Origin of the sequence: Burkholderia sp. HMSC10F09, from assembly GCF_001806955.1 — a bacterium.
GTDB classification, from domain to species: Bacteria; Pseudomonadota; Gammaproteobacteria; order Burkholderiales; family Burkholderiaceae; genus Burkholderia; species Burkholderia multivorans.
In genome coordinates this window covers 1-18,344 of sequence record NZ_KV786818.1, presented here as the reverse complement: position 1 = coordinate 18,344, position 18,344 = coordinate 1, and the positions used below count along the sequence as shown (strand labels likewise).

The 18,344-nt window shown below is 67.5% G+C and carries 14 protein-coding genes and 2 pseudogenes; 4 read left to right on the top strand and 12 right to left on the bottom strand.

All coding sequences use genetic code 11. The features are described 5' to 3' along the window. The 6 genes from araG to HMPREF3115_RS20490 form a co-directional block, all read right to left on the bottom strand. Positions 1-1,350, bottom strand: a 1,350-nt coding sequence (araG, locus tag HMPREF3115_RS20515) for an L-arabinose ABC transporter ATP-binding protein AraG (protein ID WP_256276309.1), incomplete at its 3' end; no start/stop codon positions are given. A gap of 20 nt (positions 1,351-1,370) precedes the next feature. Continuing rightward, the gene (locus tag HMPREF3115_RS20510; RefSeq protein ID WP_006397498.1) at positions 1,371-2,375 is read right to left on the bottom strand and encodes an arabinose ABC transporter substrate-binding protein; all 1,005 of its coding nucleotides are present in this window, start codon (positions 2,373-2,375) and stop codon (positions 1,371-1,373) included. Between the two features lie 70 nt (positions 2,376-2,445). Continuing rightward, entirely contained in the window at positions 2,446-3,375 is a 930-nt protein-coding gene (locus tag HMPREF3115_RS20505) for a Gfo/Idh/MocA family protein (RefSeq protein WP_006404693.1), read from the bottom strand. Positions 3,376-3,397: 22 nt separating this feature from the next. Next, positions 3,398-4,327: a dihydrodipicolinate synthase family protein gene (locus tag HMPREF3115_RS20500; RefSeq protein ID WP_070555805.1), complete on the bottom strand. Its 930-nt coding sequence runs from the start codon at positions 4,325-4,327 to the stop codon at positions 3,398-3,400. 31 nt (positions 4,328-4,358) lie between these two features. Beyond that, entirely contained in the window at positions 4,359-5,735 is a 1,377-nt protein-coding gene (locus HMPREF3115_RS20495) for an MFS transporter (protein ID WP_065495874.1), read from the bottom strand. 87 nt (positions 5,736-5,822) lie between these two features. Continuing rightward, complete coding sequence (locus HMPREF3115_RS20490) at positions 5,823-7,574, bottom strand: IlvD/Edd family dehydratase (RefSeq protein WP_006404689.1); 1,752 nt, start codon at positions 7,572-7,574, stop codon at positions 5,823-5,825. A 114-nt stretch (positions 7,575-7,688) separates the two neighbouring features. Between HMPREF3115_RS20490 and HMPREF3115_RS20485 the strand changes: the two genes are divergently transcribed. Further along, a complete protein-coding gene (locus HMPREF3115_RS20485; protein WP_070555803.1) occupies positions 7,689-8,639 on the top strand; it encodes a LysR substrate-binding domain-containing protein in 951 nt (316 codons plus the stop codon). 38 nt (positions 8,640-8,677) lie between these two features. Here the strand turns inward: HMPREF3115_RS20485 and HMPREF3115_RS20480 are convergent. From HMPREF3115_RS20480 to HMPREF3115_RS20465, 6 genes and pseudogenes are all read right to left on the bottom strand, one after another. Beyond that, positions 8,678-9,481, bottom strand: a pseudogene (locus tag HMPREF3115_RS20480) (ShlB/FhaC/HecB family hemolysin secretion/activation protein); the annotation flags it as partial. Next, positions 9,448-9,837: a hypothetical protein gene (locus tag HMPREF3115_RS31680; RefSeq protein ID WP_175835840.1), complete on the bottom strand. Its 390-nt coding sequence runs from the start codon at positions 9,835-9,837 to the stop codon at positions 9,448-9,450. The gene HMPREF3115_RS31680 and the pseudogene HMPREF3115_RS20480, both read right to left, overlap by 34 nt. A 67-nt stretch (positions 9,838-9,904) precedes the next feature. Beyond that, positions 9,905-10,174 (bottom strand): hypothetical protein, encoded by a 270-nt coding sequence (locus HMPREF3115_RS20475; RefSeq protein ID WP_069220738.1) that lies wholly within the window; start codon positions 10,172-10,174, stop codon positions 9,905-9,907. Continuing rightward, entirely contained in the window at positions 10,171-10,848 is a 678-nt protein-coding gene (locus HMPREF3115_RS31070) for a hypothetical protein (RefSeq protein ID WP_125902381.1), read from the bottom strand. Before HMPREF3115_RS31070 ends, HMPREF3115_RS20475 begins: the two co-directional genes overlap by 4 nt. Continuing rightward, positions 10,838-12,218 (bottom strand): annotated as a pseudogene (locus HMPREF3115_RS20470) (filamentous hemagglutinin N-terminal domain-containing protein); the annotation flags it as partial. The pseudogene HMPREF3115_RS20470 and the gene HMPREF3115_RS31070, both read right to left, overlap by 11 nt. Before the next feature lie 262 nt (positions 12,219-12,480). After that, positions 12,481-13,521 (bottom strand): LacI family DNA-binding transcriptional regulator, encoded by a 1,041-nt coding sequence (locus HMPREF3115_RS20465; protein ID WP_070555799.1) that lies wholly within the window; start codon positions 13,519-13,521, stop codon positions 12,481-12,483. Positions 13,522-13,710: 189 nt separating this feature from the next. Between HMPREF3115_RS20465 and HMPREF3115_RS20460 the strand changes: the two genes are divergently transcribed. From HMPREF3115_RS20460 to HMPREF3115_RS20450, 3 genes are all read left to right on the top strand, one after another. Further along, positions 13,711-14,859, top strand: a complete 1,149-nt coding sequence (locus HMPREF3115_RS20460) for an ABC transporter ATP-binding protein (protein WP_070555797.1) — start codon at positions 13,711-13,713, stop codon at positions 14,857-14,859. A gap of 9 nt (positions 14,860-14,868) precedes the next feature. Further along, positions 14,869-16,854 carry a beta-galactosidase gene (locus HMPREF3115_RS20455; RefSeq protein ID WP_070555795.1) on the top strand — a complete coding sequence of 662 codons (1,986 nt, stop codon included), beginning with the start codon at positions 14,869-14,871 and terminating at the stop codon, positions 16,852-16,854. A gap of 72 nt (positions 16,855-16,926) precedes the next feature. Next, positions 16,927-18,186 carry an ABC transporter substrate-binding protein gene (locus HMPREF3115_RS20450; RefSeq protein ID WP_070555793.1) on the top strand — a complete coding sequence of 420 codons (1,260 nt, stop codon included), beginning with the start codon at positions 16,927-16,929 and terminating at the stop codon, positions 18,184-18,186. Positions 18,187-18,344: the final 158 nt, after the last annotated feature.

Here is an 18,344-nt window from a genome sequence, read left to right as displayed (position 1 = left end):
GCCGACGTCGATGCCGCGCGTCGGCTCGTCCATCAGGAACACGTCGATGCGCTCGGCCAGCCAGCGCGCAAGCACGACCTTCTGCTGGTTGCCGCCGGACAGCGCGCCGATCGGCGTGTCGCCGTCGCGCGTCTTGATCGCGAGCCGCTCGATATAGCGCTGCGCGAGCTCGCGTTCGCGCCGCGCGTCGAGCAGCATCCGCGCGGGGCTGAAATGCCGGCGCGCACTGATGTTGAGGTTGTCGGCCACCGACGCGATCGCGACGATCCCTTCCTGCTTGCGGTCCTCCGGGCACAGCGCGATGCCGGCACGCACCGCGTCGCGCGGGCTCGCGAACGCGACGCGCCGCCCGTTCAGCTCGACGTGTCCGGCACTCGGCCGTGCGGCGCCGTACAGCAGCTTCATCAGTTCCGAGCGACCCGCGCCGACGAGCCCGAAGAAGCCGACGATCTCGCCGCGGCGCGCGGCGAACGACACGGGCTCGGCGAGGCCGGGCCCCATCAGCCCCTTCGCTTCGAGCAGCACGTCGCCGGCCGGGCGCGGCCGATAGCCGTAGACGTCCTGGATCGAACGCCCGACCATGCAGCCGATCAGCCGGTCGCGGTCGAGATCGGCGACCGACTCGAACGTCTCGATCTTGCGGCCGTCGCGAAACACCGTCACGCGGTCGCACAGCGCGTCGACTTCCTCCATGCGGTGCGTGACGTAGATGATCGCGCGGCCGTCCGCGCGCAGCGCGCGGATGATCCGGAACAGTTGGGCGGTTTCGCGCGCCGAGAGCGAACTCGTCGGTTCGTCGAACGCGATCACGCGCGCATCGCGCATCAGCGCCTTGCCGATCTCGATCATCTGGCGCTGACCGATCGACAGGTACTTCACCGGCACGTGCGGATCGATGCGTTCGCCAAGGCGTTCGAGCGCGTCGAGCGCGCGCGCAGCGAGCGTGCGTTCGTCGACCACGCCGAGCCGGCTCGGCAACTGCCCGAGCATCAGGTTCTCGGCGACCGTCAGCTCGGGCACCAGATGCAGTTCCTGATAGATGATCGCGATGCCCGCTTCGAGCGCCGCGCGGGTCGACGCAAAGCGCTGCACCTCGCCGTTCAGCGTCAGCGTGCCGGCCTGCGGCTGGTTCACACCGGACAACACCTTCAGCAGCGTCGACTTGCCGGCGCCGTTCTCGCCCATCAACCCGTGCACTTCGCCGGCGCGCACCGACAGCGACACGCCGTCGAGCGCGCGCACGCCCGGAAAGCTGACCGTGATCCCGTCGAGCGCGAGCAGCGCATCGCGCTGCACGGGCGCCGCAGCCGCGGCGGGAGGGGCGGCGGCCGTCATCGTCTGCGTCGTCATCGCGTCCTCGCTCGCGCCGCTCAGATGCCGAGCTCGGCGCGCACCGCCTGCCAGTTGCTGCGCGTCATCAGCTTGCCGCTCGTCTGCGTATCGGCGGGCGGCATCTTGCCGTTGCGGATCCAGTCGACGAGGTTCTGCGTGCTTTCCTTGCCGTGATTCGTCGAGCTGACCGCGATCGTCCCGAAGAAGCCGGTCGGCTCCTTCTTCTGGAATTCCGCGAACGCCTCGCCCGCACCGTTGATGCCGACGCCGATCACGTCGGCCGCCGGAATGTGCAGCTGTTCGGTCGCGCGCACGGCGCCGAGCACGGTTTCCTCGTTCAGTGCGTAGATCACCCACTTCTTCACGTTCGGGTGACGCGCGAGCACCGGTGCCGCCGCGCTGAAGCCGCCTTCGTCGTCGGTCGTCTTCTGCGGCGCGTCGAAGATGTTCTCCTTGCGGAAGCCGTTCGCAAGCAGCGCCTGCGTCGCGCCGTCGGTGCGCAGCTTCGCGGTCGGCAGTTCGTAGTTCGTGATGCGCAGCGCGCCGACTTCCTCCGGCTTCCAGCCGCGCCGCTTCATCTCGTCGGCGATCGCCTGGCCGACCTGGTTGCCGATCTTCGTCGCCGACATGCCGAGATGCGGCACGTTCGCGAGCGGCTTGCCGGTCGAATCGACGAGCTGGTCGTCGACGGTCACGAACTTCATGTTGTAGCGCTTCGCGCGCGCGGCGATCGCCGGCCCGAGCCGCACGTCGGGCGCGCAGATCACGAAGCCCTGCGCGCCTTGCGAGCCGAGGTTGTCGATCGCGGCCAGCACCTTTTCGCCGTCCGGCGTACCGATCTTCACGACCGAGAAATTCTCCTTCTGACCGAGCGCGGCCGCCGCGTTCTGTTCGTTGATGAACCAGGCCTGCTCGGGCATCTTGACGAGGAAGCCGATCTTCAGCGGCGCATCGGCGCGGGCCGTGCCCTGCATGCCGAGCGGCGCGATGCACAGCGCCGCCAGCAGCGCGCGCAACAGGGTTCTGCGATTCGTGCGAAACATGTCTTTGTCTCCTTGTATGACTCTGCGTGTGTGGTGGTTCTCGAACATGATGCGCGTGCGGCCGCCGCGCTCAGCGGCCGAACGCTTCGGTGTCGACGCGGCGGCCGAACAGGAACGCGTCGGCGACGAGCCGCAGCGGCCGCACGTCGACGTCGCTTTCGCGGCGCGCGATCAGCGCATGAAACTGCGCATAGAGCGCCGGATACTCGCGCGCCGGCCCGACTTCGACCGGCTCGCCCGCGATCGACAGCTTCGCGCCGCCCGCACTGATCGCGAGCACGCCGTCGGCCGTGTCGACCGCAATCTCCCACTGCTCGACCGGGCCGTGGCGCCAGTCGAATTCCGCATGCACGGGCACGCCCTCGGTATCCGCGCATTCGAGCTCGGCCGCGATCGGCGTCTGCGTGTCGCTCGGCACGACGAGCGTCGCCTCGCGCAGCACGAGCTCGCGCGGCAGAATCCGCGTGACGATCGACAGCGCGTTGATGCCCGGATCGAACACGCCGAGACCGCCCGGCTCCCAGATCCATTGCTGCCCCGGATGCCAGCGTCGCACGTCCTCCTTCCAGCGCACCTGCACCGCGCGGATCTCGCGCGTCGCGAGCCATGCGCGCGCCGGTTCGACCGCGCTCGCACAGCGCGAATGCCAGGTTGCGAACAGCGTGAGGCCGCGCGACTGCGCGAGCGCCTCGAGCGCGGCCACTTCGCCGAGCGTCGCGCCCGGCGGCTTCTCGAGCATCACGTGCTTGCCGGCGTTCAGCGCCGCGCGCGCCTGCGCGTAGCGCACCTGCGGCGGCGCGCACAGCGACACGGCGGCGAGCTCGGGTTCGCCGGCCAGCAGCGCGCCCAGATCCGGATAGTTCCGCACGCCGGTGACTTCCGCATGACGGCTCGCGCATGCGGTCAACGCGAAACCGGGCTCGGCGGCAATCGCCGGCAAATGCTGGTCGCGGGCAATCTTGCCGATCCCGACGACACCCAGCGAAACGACTTGGCTCATCGTGCGCTCCTTGGTTCGTTGCTCAGCGTGCCCAGCGCAGCACGAGCGGATCGAGACGGCGCGCGATCGCGATCAGCTCCGCGCGCGTGTCCGGATGCAGCGCCGGCATCGGATGCCGCGGCGCCTCGCACGCGATCACGCCGCCTTCGCGCATCAGCGCCTTCGCGGTCAGGATCCCGGACTGCCGGTTCTCGTGGTTGATCAGCGGCAGCCACGTCTGGTAGCGCGCGAACGCGTCGTCGTGGCGCCCTTCGCGATGCGCTTCGAGGATCGGGCGGATGCCGTCCGGATACGCACCGCCCGTCATCGCGCCGGTCGCGCCGGCGTGCAGGTCGGCGAGCAGCGTGATCGCTTCCTCGCCGTCCCACGGCCCTTCGATCGCGTCGCCGCCGAGCCGGATCAGCTCGCGCAGCTTGTTCGCGGCGCCCGGCGTCTCGATCTTGAAGTACGCGACGTGCTCGATCTCGCGCGCCAGCCGCGCGAGAAACGGCGCGGACAGCACCGTGCCGCTCGCGGGCGCGTCCTGGACCATGATCGGAATCGACAAGGCGTCCGACAGGCGCGCGTAGAACGCGTGGATCTGCGCTTCGGGCACGCGGAACGTCGCGCCGTGATACGGCGGCATCACCATCACCATCGCCGCGCCGAGCTGCTGGGCGCGCACGCTGCGCGCGATGCAGGTCTGCGTGCTGTAGTGCGACGTCGTGACGATCACCGGCACGCGGCCGGCGACGTGCTCGAGGATCGTGCGCGTCAGCACGTCGCGTTCGTCGTCGGCGAGCGCGAACTGCTCGGAGAAGTTCGCGAGAATGCAGAGCCCGTCCGAGCCCGCGTCGATCATGAAGTCGACCGCGCGCTTCTGGCTCGCGAGGTCGAGCTCGCCGGTCTCGGTGAAGGTCGTCGGAACGACCGGGAAAATGCCGCGGTAACGCGGCGTACGGCTCGATGTCATGGTTCGGATCCTGCGTCAGTCGAAACGGCTGTCAGCCGGAAAGCGGCCGCGATTCGCGCGCGAGCGCGTCGCCCGCGCGCTGCGGCGCACGCAGCGCCGCGCGCACCGCGAACGTGATCAGCACGGCGAACAGCAGCGTCGCCGCGAGAAAGTACAGGCCGGCAGCAAGACTGCCGGTCGCCTGCTTGATCAGGCCGATCCCGTACGGCCCGACGTAGCCGCCGAGATTCGCGAGCGAGTTGATCGCCGCGATGCCGACCGCCGCGCTCGTGCCCGTCAGGAATTCGCCGGGCAGCGCCCACACGACGGCCTGGATCGAATAGAGCGAAAACGCGGTCAGGCAGATGAACAGGAACTGCAGCGCGGGCTGCTGCACCCACGCGCTGGCCGCCATCGTCAGCGCCGCCGCGGCCGACACGACGACGATGTGCGCATAGCGCTCGCGCGTCCGATCGGAATGGCGCGGCACGACGAGCAGCCCGACCACGGCGAACAGGTACGGGACCGCCGACAGCAGCCCGGTCGCCGCATCGCCGGTGCCGAACGCCTTGATGATCGTCGGCAGCCACAGCGACAGCCCGTAGATGCAGAGCGGGAACGGCAGGAACAGCGCAGCGAGCAGCAGCACGCGCCGGTCGCGCAGCGCCGCGAGCGGATTGCGATGCGCGTCGGGCCGGTAGGTGTCGCGGTCGGCCGCGAGCTCGCGCGCGATCCAGCGGCGCTGCGCGTCGTCGAGCCAGCGCGCGCGCTCCGGCGATTCGGGCAGCATGCGCAGCGTCGGCCACACGAGCAGCACGGCCGGCAGCCCGCTCGCGACGAACAGCGTCTGCCAGTTCGACATGCCGAACAGGCCGTGCGTCGACAGCAGCCAGCCGGCGAGCGGGCCGGTCACGATGCCCGCGACCGGCTGCGCAAGCACGAGCAGTCCGATCACGCGCGCACGGTCGCGCATCGGAAACCACTGCGTCAGGAAATAGAGGATGCCCGGATACAGTCCGGCTTCGGCTGCGCCGAGCAGAAAGCGCAGCACGTAGAAGCTCGTGGGGCCGCGCACCAGCGCCATCGCCATCGTGATCACGCCCCACGTCGCGAGAATCCGCGCGAACCACACGCGCGCACCGAAGCGGCCCAGCGCGAGGTTGCTCGGCACTTCGCACAGGAAGTAGCCGATGAAGAACAGGCCCGCGCCGAGCCCGTATGCCGCGTCGCTCAGCCCGACGGCCGCGTTCATGTGCAGCTTCGCGAAGCCGACGACCGTGCGGTCGACATATGCGACCACGTAGATCAGCGCGAGAAACGGCACGAGCCTGCGCGTGAGCAGTCCCATCAGTTGCCGTTCGTCGACGGCTGCCGCCGGGCCGGACGGGGCCGCGGCCGATGCCGCGGACGTGTGCTGCGTCGTCGTCATCCTGTCTCCATCGATGTGCATGCCGGCGTTGTCGCCGGTCTGTGTCGTTTCGCGTCGTGCCGCCTCGCGTCGCCTCGTGCCATGCGTTCAGTGCGAGTGGCTCGGCACCTCCGCACCGCGCGTGCCGACCAGGAAGTCCAGGTCGCAGCCTTCGTCGGCCTGCAGCACGTGATCGAGATACAGCCGCGCATAGCCGCCCTTGCCCGCCTGCCCGGCAACGCCCGGCGCGGCCGCCGGATCGACGTCGGAGAGCCGACGCTGCAGTTCGTCGTCCGGAATATCGAGATGCAGCGTGCCGGCCTCGCAATCCAGTTCGATCCAGTCGCCGTTGCGCACCGCCGCGAGCGGGCCGCCCGCGGCCGCCTCCGGCGCGACGTGCAGCACGACCGTACCGTATGCGGTACCGCTCATCCGCGCGTCGGAGATCCGCACCATGTCCTTCACGCCCTGCCGCAGCAGCTTCGGCGGCAGGCCCATGTTGCCGACCTCGGCCATCCCCGGATAACCGCGCGGCCCGCAGTTCTTCAGCACGAGCACCGAGTTCGCGTCGACGTCGAGCGCTTCGTCGTTGATCGTCGCCTTGTAGTGATCGAAGTTCTCGAACACGACCGCGCGGCCGCGATGCTTGAGCAGCTCGGGGCTCGCCGCGGACGGCTTCAGCACCGCGCCGCGCGGCGCCAGATTGCCGCGCAGGATGCGGATCCCGCCGTCCGCGATCAGCGGACGGTCGAGCGGGCGGATTACTTCGTCGTCGTAGTTCGGCGCGTCGCGCACGTTGTCCCAGAGCGTCTTGCCGTTGACCGTCAGCGCATCCGGATGCGGCAGCAGGCCGCCTTCGCCGAGCCGGCGCAGCACGGCCGGCAGGCCGCCCGCGTAATAGAACTCCTCCATCAGGAAGCGTCCGGACGGCATCAAATCGACGATCGTCGGCGTGTCGCGGCCGATGCGCATCCAGTCCTCCAGTTCGAGCGGCACGCCGATGCGGCCGGCGATCGCCTTCAGATGGATCACGGCGTTCGTCGACCCGCCGATCGCCGCGTTCACGCGGATCGCGTTCTCGAACGCCGCACGCGTGAGCACCTTCGACAGCACGAGCCCTTCGAGCGCCATCTCGACGATGCGGATGCCCGACATGTGCGCGAGCACGTAGCGGCGCGAATCGACGGCCGGGATCGCCGCGTTGTGCGGCAGTGCGACGCCGAGCGCTTCGGCCATGCACGCCATCGTCGACGCGGTCCCCATCGTGTTGCAGGTGCCGGCCGAGCGCGACATCCCGGCTTCGGCCGACAGGAAATGATGCAGATCGATCTCGCCGGCCTTCAGCGCTTCGTGCAGCTGCCACACCGCCGTGCCGGAGCCGATATTCTTGCCTTCCAGCTTGCCGTTCAGCATCGGGCCGCCCGATACGACGATCGCCGGCACGTCGCAACTCGCGGCGCCCATCAGCAGCGCGGGCGTCGTCTTGTCGCAGCCGGCGAGCAGCACGACCGCGTCGATCGGGTTGCCGCGGATCGCCTCTTCGACGTCCATCGATGCAAGATTGCGCGTGAGCATCGCGGACGGGCGCAGGTTCGATTCGCCGTTCGAGAACACCGGGAACTCGACCGGGAACCCGCCCGCCTCGAAAATCCCGCGCTTCACATGCTCGGCGAGCTTGCGAAAATGCGCGTTGCACGGCGTCAGTTCGGACCACGTATTGCAGATGCCGATGATCGGCCGGCCGTCGAATTCGTGATCGGGAATGCCCTGATTCTTCATCCAGCTCCGGTACATGAAGCCGTTCTTGTCGTTGGTGCCGAACCATTGAGCGGAGCGCAGCCTGGGTTTCGTTGCCGACATCGTCAATCCTGTGGAGGCGAGATACCGGCGCAGTCTAGGGAGAATTTTGATAACCTACCAATGACGTTTTCGCCGTTTCCCATATCGAATCAGACATTGATATAAACCCGTACGATGCCCGATGCCAGTCCGTGGGGAAACCGTTCCCGCCTGAAGACCCGCCAGTTGCTGCTCGTCGTCGCGCTTGCCGATGAGGGCAGCATTCACCGCGCGGCCGCCGCGCTGAACATGACGCAGCCCGCTGCGTCGAAGCTGCTGCGCGAGCTGGAGGAGTCGATCGGCGCGGTGCTGTTCGAGCGGCTGCCGCGCGGAATGCGGCCGACGCTGTACGGCGACGCGCTGATTCGCCACGCGCGCGCCGCGCTCGGCAGCCTCGATCAGGCGAGGGAGGAGCTGGCCGCGCTGAAGTCCGGGCATCTCGGTCACGTTGCGGTCGGCGCGATCACGTCGCCGGGGCTGCGGATCGTGCCGGCCGCCGTCGCCGACGTGAAGGCGTCGCACGCGAACATCCGCATCTCCGTCGAAATCGACACGAGCCTCGCGCTGCTCGAACATCTCGCACAGGAAAAGCTCGACATCGTGCTCGGCCGGCTGTCCGCCGAGCACGACAAGCTGCATCTGCGCTACGAGCCGTTGACCGGCGAGCCGGTTGCGGCCGTCGTCCGCCCGGGCCATCCGCTGCTCGCCGATGCGCCGCTCGCGCTCGCCGACGTGCAGCGCGCCGCGTGGATCGTCCCGCCGGCCGGCAGCGTGCTGCGCCATCGCTTCGAACTCGTGTTCCAGCGCGCGAGCCTCGCGCCGCCGGCGAACGTCGTCGAGACGGCCGCGCTGCTGTTCATCACGCAGCTGCTCGAACAGAGCGACATGATTGCGGTCGTTGCCGAGGACGTGGCGCACTACTACGCGCGCCACGGAATCGTCAGCGTGCTGCCGCTAGAGATGGACTGCCGGATGGACGACTTCGGGATCATCACGCGCACGGATCGGCTGCCGTCGCCGGCGGTGGAGGTGATGACCGATGCGATTCGGGCGGCGGCAAGGACGGTTTACGGAGTGGGGGTGTAGGAAGGCTGCCGGCGCATCGTGGTGCGCCGGCACTCTCGTCAAAACTGTGCCGAGGCCTGGAAAGCGATCGTCACGCGCGCCGTCGGGAAACCGGACGGCTTGTAGAGCGGCGTGCCGGCAAACAGGTCGTAGCCGTAGGCGCCGAAACGCGTGGCGACGCTGCCCTTCATGCCGATTACCGCGCCTGCCAGTTGTGTGCCGACCAGCACGACCGGCTGCGGGCCCCACACTCGGCCATAGTCGAGCCCCCCGTAGATCGCCATTCCCGTCTGCCCGATCGGTGCCTGAAGCTCGTTGCGCCAGTAGAAACCGCGAGAAGCCGCCAGCATCGTCTCGCCGTCGAAGCCGCGTACCGTGTAGCGGCTGCCGATCGTCAGGTCGTCGATGTAGTAGAGCGTGTTGCCGGTGTACTGGCCGTGGAACGTTGTGACGTACCGGAACGGCTGCTGCGCGATCGTGAACGGCACCGACAGGTTCGCGTCTAGCACGGCCATCTTGTAGCGGTAGGTTGGGCCGCCATCGGCTGCCAGCATGTCGTCCTGCGCGCCGAATGCGCCGATGCCCTGCCGGTACGCGAGCGTGCCGTCGAACTGCGCGTTGCCGAAGTAGTGGCGATCGGTCAGGCCGAACTCGACAAACGTGTTGTTGCGGCGCTGCTGCGGGATCTCTGTGTCTTCGATGAAGCTTTGACCGAAGCGGCGCGACAGCCGGAACTGCGCGCCGAACACGTCGTTCTGGCTACGCGACAGCACGCGGTTCAGCTTGAGGTCGACCGTCTTCGAATTGCCGCTCGCGATGAACGTCTGGTTCACGCCGGCGATCTGCTGGTAGTACGTGCTCGTGCACCGGCCTGGTCGCCATTCGCTTTGGCCGCCTCCATCATCTTGTCAGCATAATCCCCGATCCGGCGCGATACCGCTTCGCCAGCTGCGCTGGCCGCAGCCATCATGTCCGACTGGTTGGCCAGCAGGTTCTGCATGTCCGGAAGTTTGGCGACCGTCCCGTTCGTGTTCGTCGTATCGCGATTCAAGCTGGCCACATCCTGCTTCTGGTTTGCCGAATCCGTGATCGTCACCGTCCCCGCACTCACGCCGCTCTTCGTCGTCGCGCTATCGCTGCCGCTGTCATTCTGGCCAAGCATGGGCGCGGCGCCCCCCGCATTCTTGCCCGACGTGCTGCCGTGCGTGCTGTAGTTCATCCCGCCGTCGCCGGTCGTCGCACCCGTACTGAAACCACTCGAGCTCGCATCGCCAAGCTTATTGGCCTCAGGACTTGTCCGTCTCGTCGCTCTTCACTTCGTAGCTCTTGCGCGCCTTTTTGTAGCTGTTATCGAAGGGCTTGATCTTCAGCAAATGTGCTCTACTCGCATACCCACCAACGGCAGCGATGCCCAAGCCCAATAGCAGTAACCCCCCTCCAAATGGCGCGGGTGGCACATATTCATATGCGACAACCATAATTGCTAGACCTCCAATAAGGAGTGCAGTCCGCACCCAACGCGCGAAATTCCCATTCTCAATCAATCTAATCTTCATCGCTTGCCACTCCAATAATTGGCAAAATCAGACCAGTATTTATTCAATGAATTTTGTATCTGCTGACCTGTATTGCTATTGTTGAACGTGTTTGCCGTCTCGTTTATCGCAGGCCCGAGCGCTGGAGCCCGATCTGATAGGTTTCCTGCAATCAACCCCGCGACACCTGATACAGCGTACTGGCCCACGTCCGGTTTGACGAGTTGTGCCAAAGCGTCAGCTGCGAATCCAGCGACAGTCGCAGTATAGGCTGCCACTGAGAGCCCGCTGGAATACGGTGACGGAATGCTCGCGGCGGCAGCAGTTGCCGCACTGAATCGTCCGGCGTTAGTCGATATCATTGACGCAGTATCTGCGATGGTATTCCGCACGTAATTCGCATCCGACTGGTCGAACTTCGTAAACGGTCCCGTCAGATTGAACCCCGACGCATTGCCTGTAGAACGATCATAGTTAAATTGGCTCGGCACTTGACCAGGCGTAGCCGAGTCCGCGTTCGCTACGATGTATTCCTGCAGATCCGAATTCACCTGTGCCGTCGCCTGGGTCAGAATTGGTTTCCCGTCGGCCGTCGAACCCGCATAAATCCATTTAGCACCATAGTCCGTCGGCGCTTGCCCTACCAGCGTCTCCGGTGCGCCCGATTGATACTGGCCGTCAACCGACACACCCATGATTCGCATCGGTTACCGCGCCGACATTCACATCGCCTGCCGCCAGCAGGTTCGCGTTACCCTTGTCGAGGCTGATCGCGCTGCCGGAGAGCGTGATGTCCTTGGCCGCCCGCCACATTCTGGCCGGTCGCGGTCAGCTGGCCCGACGCCGTCAGGTTCAGGTCGCCGCCGTGCGTGACGGAACCGTCGTTGTTCACGCCGGCGCCGAGCGTGCCGGTGGAGTTGACGCTGCCAGCGTTGACCGTTGTATTTTGCTTCGCCGCGAGCGTGCCGCTGTTCGTGAGATCGGCGGCCGTGCTCGCCGACAGCGATTGCTGCGCGTAGGTCGTGCCGCTGTTCTGGATGCCACCCGAGGCCGACAGCGCCATATTGCCGCTTGCCGTGGTGTTGCCGGTGAGGACGAGTCGGCCATTCGACTGCAGCGTCAGATCGCCTGCCTGCGCGGCGATGGCGCCGGCGTTGGCGACGCCCACACCAAACTCGTTCGACGCGAGGAATATCCGATCGGCATACATACCCCCTAGCTGACTCACATCGATCGCGACCGACGGAGCCGGGCCGTCGCCGGCGATCGGCGTCGCGGCAAGCGTGTCGTGATTGACGCGGGCGGCGCCTGCGATCACGTTCAGGTTCTTCGCATAGATCGCGGAATTAGCCTGGACAGCGCGGGCGATCAGGTCCACCTGATCGGTACCGGTTGCGTTCAGGCCGGCGCCCGCGACGGTCACGAGCCCGCGGTTGACGTTGTAGCCGGCGAGTGAACCATCGGCGCCGTAGTACGGCACGCCAGTCGTCAGCGTCGCGCGGCTGGTATTCAGGAAGGTTCCACCGTCCACGAAAATCCCGGACGGGTTAGCAATGACCAGCTCCGCGCGAGCGCCTGCGATCTCCAAAGCGCCGCGAATTTGTGAGGGGTTCGGACTGTTGACCTGATTGACGATGATCCGCGCGGCCTGCCCGGCGCCGTAATTCGGGTTGCCGTTGATCCAGCCCGCCTGCTGCGTCTGAACCATCGTGGCCGAGTTGTTCAGGATCGCGCCGGCCTTTTGGACGTCGAACTGGTTGTAGGTGTTGACCGATACGCCTGCACTGGAGGGACGCGCCACGTTGACCTGCGGCAGGCCGTTCGGCGTCTGGATCACCTGTGTGCTGGTACCCGGCGTCGCGACGATCTGCGCACCGGACAGAGTCGGCAGCATGCCGAATACGGCAACGCCTGCCACAACGACGCGAGCGCCGGACATCGACGACCGCCGCCGCGCGCGTGCTTCACCCGTTGCCGACTTCCCGTCGGCCGTCGCTGTCTCCGCGACGGCCACCACCATACCGCGAAGCCTGGAATACACCAGGCGATGCGTATTCTTGTTCATTCTCGCCGACGCGGCCTGCGTCCGTTCGTTGGTCACCCGGAACGGAGCTTACCGAAAACCTTTCGAATGACTGTCAATCATTACCAAGTCGTTGGCGGAAAAACACAAATTTTGAATTTCGAACGTGTCCAATTGACTCGAAGACGTCATGTCTCGCATCGAGCACTACGTCGCAGTGAAGAACGCGCAAATAAGCCGCGTCACACCGACCGGCAACCGATCCTCGCCACAGACAAAAAACGCGATTCAGCGCACGGCCCGCTCACGCCTTCCAGGCGCCCATTCCCCGCGTCGCCACCACGCCCGTCGTGCCGCGCACCACGAGCCGCGGCGCCGATGCCGTCCTGACGCGCGCCGCATCGTCGACCTGCCCGCCGGCCTCGCGCAGCGCATTGAGCAGATCGACCGCAAGCCCCGCCGCCTCGGCGGTCGGGATCGCGACCGTCGTCAGCGTCGGACGCGTATCGCGCGCGAGCTGGATGTCGGTAATGCCGATGATCGACAGATCGTCCGGCACGCGCAGCCCGCGATCGGCGGCCGCATGCAGCGCGCCGATCGCCGGCAGATCGTTGGTCGCGAGCAGCGCGGTGAGATCCGGATGCGCATCGAGCAATCGCCCCGCCGCACGCAGCCCGCCTTCGATCGAATCGGGCTCGGCCGCGACGATCGACGCGTCGAGCCCCGCTTCGCGCATCACATCCGCGAACCCGTCGTAACGCGCCGCCTGCACGCCGCCCGCGCAACCGCCGACGATCGCGCCGATCCGCCGGTGCCCGAGTTCGAGCAGATGCCGCGTCGCGATCCGCCCCGCCTCGCGGAAATCGACCGCGACGCACGGCAACCCGTCCGGCAGCGCATCGGGCCGTTCCCACATGCACAGCACGACCGGCACGCCGCGCCGCGTCACGTCGAGCAGGTCCGGCAGATGGCTCGCGTTCGTCACGAGGATGCCTTCGGACACCGTGCCGGCGATCTGGTCCAGATACGCGCGCCCCTGCGCCGGATCGTCGTTGGTATTGCAGACGATCAGAAACTGCCCGTTGCGCCGCACCGCGCGCTCGACCGCGAGCGCGAACTCGGGATAGAACGGGTTCGCGATGCTCGATACCATCAGCGCGACCGTCGGCGCGCGCCCTTCCGCGAGCGCCCGCGCGGCAAGATGCGGCCGATAGCCGAGCGTCTGCACGGCCTCCAGCACGCGCGCGCGCGTCGCATCGCCGACGCGCCCGCGGCCGCGCAGCACGTTCGACACCGTCGCGGCCGTCACGCCCGCACGGCGCGCCACTTCATCGAGAGTCGCCATGTTTGCTCACTATCTGAGAAGCCCATCCAGTATTTGCTTCGCCGTGCGAAGCGGCGCACTATCGTCGCACGCCCTGCGGCTCGATCGCGGGGCGCGCCCCGGCCGCGAGCGCAATCGCCGTTTTTTTTGACTGCGATGATTAAGCGCTTAATCATGTGCGGCAACGCATTAGAACATGGAGCGGAGACAATGGCCAGCATCTCGATGCGGCGCGTGCAGAAGGCTTATGGCGACCACGCGCCGGTCATACGCGACGTCGATCTCGAGATCGGCGAGCACGAGTTCTGCGTGTTCCTCGGTCCGTCCGGCTGCGGGAAATCGACGCTGCTGCGGATGATCGCCGGCCTCGAGGATCTGAGTGCGGGCGAGCTGTCGATCGGCGGCCGGCGCGTCGACGACGTGCCCGCGGCCGAACGCGGCGTCGCGATCGTGTTCCAGAGCTACGCGCTGTTTCCGCACATGACCGTCTACGAGAACATGGCGTTCGGCCTGAAGCTCGCGCGCATGCCGAAAGCGGAGATCGACCGCAAGGTGCGCGACGCCGCGCGGATCCTGCAGCTCGACGCGCTGCTCGACCGCAAGCCGAAGGCGCTGTCGGGCGGCCAGCGGCAGCGCGTCGCGATCGGCCGCGCGATCGTGCGCGAGCCCGGCGTGTTCCTGTTCGACGAGCCGCTGTCGAACCTCGACGCGGCGCTGCGCGGTCAGACGCGCGTCGAGATCGCGCGGCTGCACCGGCAGTTCGAGCGCGCGAGCGTCGTCTACGTGACGCACGACCAGACGGAAGCAATGACGCTCGCCGACAAGATCGTGCTGCTGCATGCCGGCGCCGACACGGCGCAATACGGCAGCATCGCGCAGGTCGGCGCGCCGCTCGAGTTGTATCACCGGCCGGCGAGCCGCTTCGTCGCGGGCTTCATCGGCTCGCCGCGGATGAACTTCCTGCCGGCCGTCGTCGCCGCGGCCGATGCGCAGCGCACGACGGTCACGCTCGTGCCGTCCGGCGAAAGCTTCGCGCTCGCGCGCGACGGCGCCGCGCTGCGCGCGGGCGACGCGGTCACGCTCGGCATCCGTCCCGAACACCTGACGCTCGGCGCCGCACACGAATCGACGATGCTCGTGCGCGACGTCGCACTCGTCGAGCGTCTCGGCGAGCAGACGTGCGTGCATCTCGACCAGCCGGGCGGCACGCCGCTGATCGCGAAGGTGCCCGGCGACGCAGCGGTGCGCCCCGGCGAGCGCCTGCCCGTGCACGCGCCGGCCGCCGCGTGCCACCTGTTCACCCAAGACGGCCGCGCACTGCCCGCGTCCGCCACCCTCTCCGTTCACCATTACGCATAAGGATCGCGCATGCGCGTCGGCGTCTGTTACTACCCGGAACACTGGCCAGAATCGATGTGGGCGGACGACGCCCGCCGGATGAAAGCGCTCGGCATCGCGCAGGTGCGCATCGCGGAATTCGCGTGGAGCCGCATCGAGCCGTCGCCCGGCGAATACGATTGGGGCTGGCTCGATCGCGCGGTCGACGTACTCGCCGCGGCGGGCCTCGACATCGTGATGTGCACGCCGACCGCGACGCCGCCGAAATGGCTGATCGACCGCCATCCGGACATTCTCGCGATCGGTGCGGACGGCCGCCCGCGCGCGTTCGGCTCGCGCCGCCATTACGACTTCTCGTCGCCCGTCTATCACGAAGCATCGCGGCAGATCTGCACGGCGGTCGCCGAGCGCTACGGCCGCCATCCGGCCGTGCGCTTCTGGCAGACCGACAACGAGATGGGCTGTCACCAGACGGTCGTCAGCTATTCGCCAGCTGCGGTCGCACGCTTTCGTGAATGGCTGAAGGCGCGCTATGGGACGATCGACGCGCTGAACCGCGCGTGGGGCACCGTGTTCTGGAGCATGGAGTATCGCGATTTCGACGAGATCGACGCGCCCGTCGGCACCGTGACCGAAGCGCATCCGACCCATCGGCTCGACTACCGGCGTTTCGCGTCGGACGAAGTGGTCCGCTATCACCGGATGCAGGTCGACGTGATCCGCGCGCACTCGCCGGGCCGGCCGGTCGCGCACAACTTCATGCAGCTGTTCACCGACTTCGATCACTATGCGGTCGCGCGCGATCTCGACGTCGCGACGTGGGACAGCTATCCGCTCGGCGCGCTCGAGGAGCACTGGTTCGCGCCCGACGTGAAGGCGCGCTGGCTGCGCACGGGCCATCCGGATTTCGCGTCGTTCAATCACGACCTCTATCGCGGCATGTCGAAGCTGCCGTTCTGGGTGATGGAGCAGCAGCCAGGACCCGTGAACTGGGCGCACTGGAACCCGGCGCCGCTGCCGGGGATGGTGCGGCTGTGGAGCTGGGAAGCGTTTGCGCACGGCGCGGGCTGCGTGTCGTACTTCCGCTGGCGGCAGGCGCCGTTCGCGCAGGAGCAGATGCACGCGGGGCTGCACACGCCCGACGACCGGCTCGACGAAGGCGGTCGCGAAGCAGAGCGCGTCGCGCACGAGATCGCCGCCGTGCATGACGCCGATGCGCACGCGGACGCCGCGGTGCATGCGCGCGTCGCGCTCGTCTTCGACTACGAAGCGAAGTGGCTGCTCGACGTGCAGCCGCAAGGCGCGGACTTCCAGTACGCACGCATCGCGTTCGACTACTACTCGGCGTTGCGCGCGCTCGGGCTCGACGTCGACGTGATCTCCGCGCAGGCGCCGCTCGACGGCTATCGGCTCGTCGTCGTGCCGCCGCTGCCGATCGTTCCCGACGATTTCGCCACGCGCGTCGCCGCATCGCGCGCGCATGCGGTGTTCGGGCCGCGCACCGGCTCGAAGACGGTCGACCTGCAGATTCCGCCGACGCTGCCGCCCGGCGCACTCGCCTCGATCCTGCCGCTGCGCGTCTGGCGCGTCGAATCGCTGCGGCCGAGCGTGACCGAACGCGTCGACGGCGCGCTCGTCGACGGCACGCCGTTCGCCGGTCATGCGCGCCACTGGCGCGACCTCGTCGAATTGCGCGATGCGCAGCGCACCGTCGTGCGCGCGCGCTTTGCCGACGATCATCCGGCCTGGGTATCGCACGGCACGCTGCATTACTGGGCCGCGCTGTTCGACGACGCGACCACCGCGCAGCTGTTCGCGAGCGTCGCCGCCGAAGCGGGGCTCGCGCCGACGCCGCTCGCCGACGGCGTGCGCATCAGCCGGCGCGGCGGCCTCACGTACGTGTTCAACTACGGCGACACCGTGCACACGATCGACGCGGTGCCGGCGGCGGCGTTCGTGGTCGGCAGCGCCGACGTCGAGCCGCGCGGTGTCGCCGTGTATCGCAGTCACGCATAGCCGTTTCATCGTCACCGCCGCGGCGCGCGACGCGCCGCTCACGCATAACGACAGACAGGACTGGAGACAACCATGACTCATCGCCCCGTTCGCGCCGCCGCCCGCTTCGCCACGGCCGCCGCCGTCGCGCTCGCATCGCTCGCCGCGACCGCACCCGCCGACGCCGGCACGCTGAGCATCAACATCGCGTTCAAAGGCGCGAGCCAGCGCGCGGTCTGGCAGTCGACGCTCGACGCATTCCACCGCGCGCATCCGGACATCGACGTGAAAGCGACGTTCGTCGACGAGGAAGCGTACAAGGTGCAGCTTCCCGCGTGGCTCACGACCGTCGCGCCCGACGTCGTGAACTGGCATGCGGGCGAACGGATGGCGTATTACGCGAAGCGCGGGCTGTTCGAGGATCTGAGCGGCGACTGGACGAAGAACGGCTGGGACGCGATGTACGCATCGACGCGCAGCGCATCGTCGTACAACGGCAAGCAATACGCGGCGCCGACCGTCTACTACTCGTGGGGCCTGTTCTACCGGAAGGATCTGTTCCGCAAGGTCGGCATCGCGAACGAGCCGAAGACGTGGGACCAGTTTCTCGACGCGTGCAAAAAGCTGAAGGCCGCGGGCATCACGCCGATCGCGGTCGGCGGCCGCGACGCGTGGACGCTCGCCGGCTGGTTCGACTATCTGGACCTGCGCCTGAACGGCAATGCATTCCATCAGCAGCTGATGGCCGGCGACGTGCCGTACACCGACCCGCGCGTGAAGAAGGTCTACACGACGTGGAAATCGCTGATCGATGCCGGCTACTTCATCGACAACGCGCTGTCCTACGATCTCGACGGCGCGCAACCGTTCCTGTTTCAGGGCAAGGCCGCGATGATGCTGATGGGCACGTTCATCGCGGCCGGCTTTCCGCCGAACGTGAAGCCGGAGATGGGCTACTACCGCTTTCCGGTCATCGACGCGAACGTGCCGACCGCCGAAGACGGCCCGGTCGAATCGCTGCACATCCCCGCGAAGGCGAAGAACAAGGCCGACGCGCATACGTTCCTCGCGTTCGTCGAAACGCCGGAGATCGGCGCGAAGCTCGCGGAAGGGCTCGGTTCGCTGTCGGCGAACAGCAAGTCGCCGGAGCCCGCCGATCCGATCTCGCGCATCGGCTTCCGGATTCTCGCCGACACGAAGGGCGGCGTCGCGCAGTTCTACGACCGCGACATGACGAAGGAAATGGCCGACGAAGGGATGAAGGGGATGCAGCAGTTCGTCGCGAATCCGGCGCAGCTCGATGCGGTGCTCGCGCAGCTCGAGCAGACGCGCAAGCGCATCTACAAGAAGTGACCGCGTGACCGTGCGGCGGCCGCGCGCCGCCGCGCCCGTTCAGGAGGCAAACCGTGTCCAGTCCGATCACGTCCCACCCGCCCGCCGGCGCAACAGCGACCGCGGCCGCGTCGCGCGATGATGCCGTGCACGCGCCGCGCGCGCGCCGCCCGTCGCCG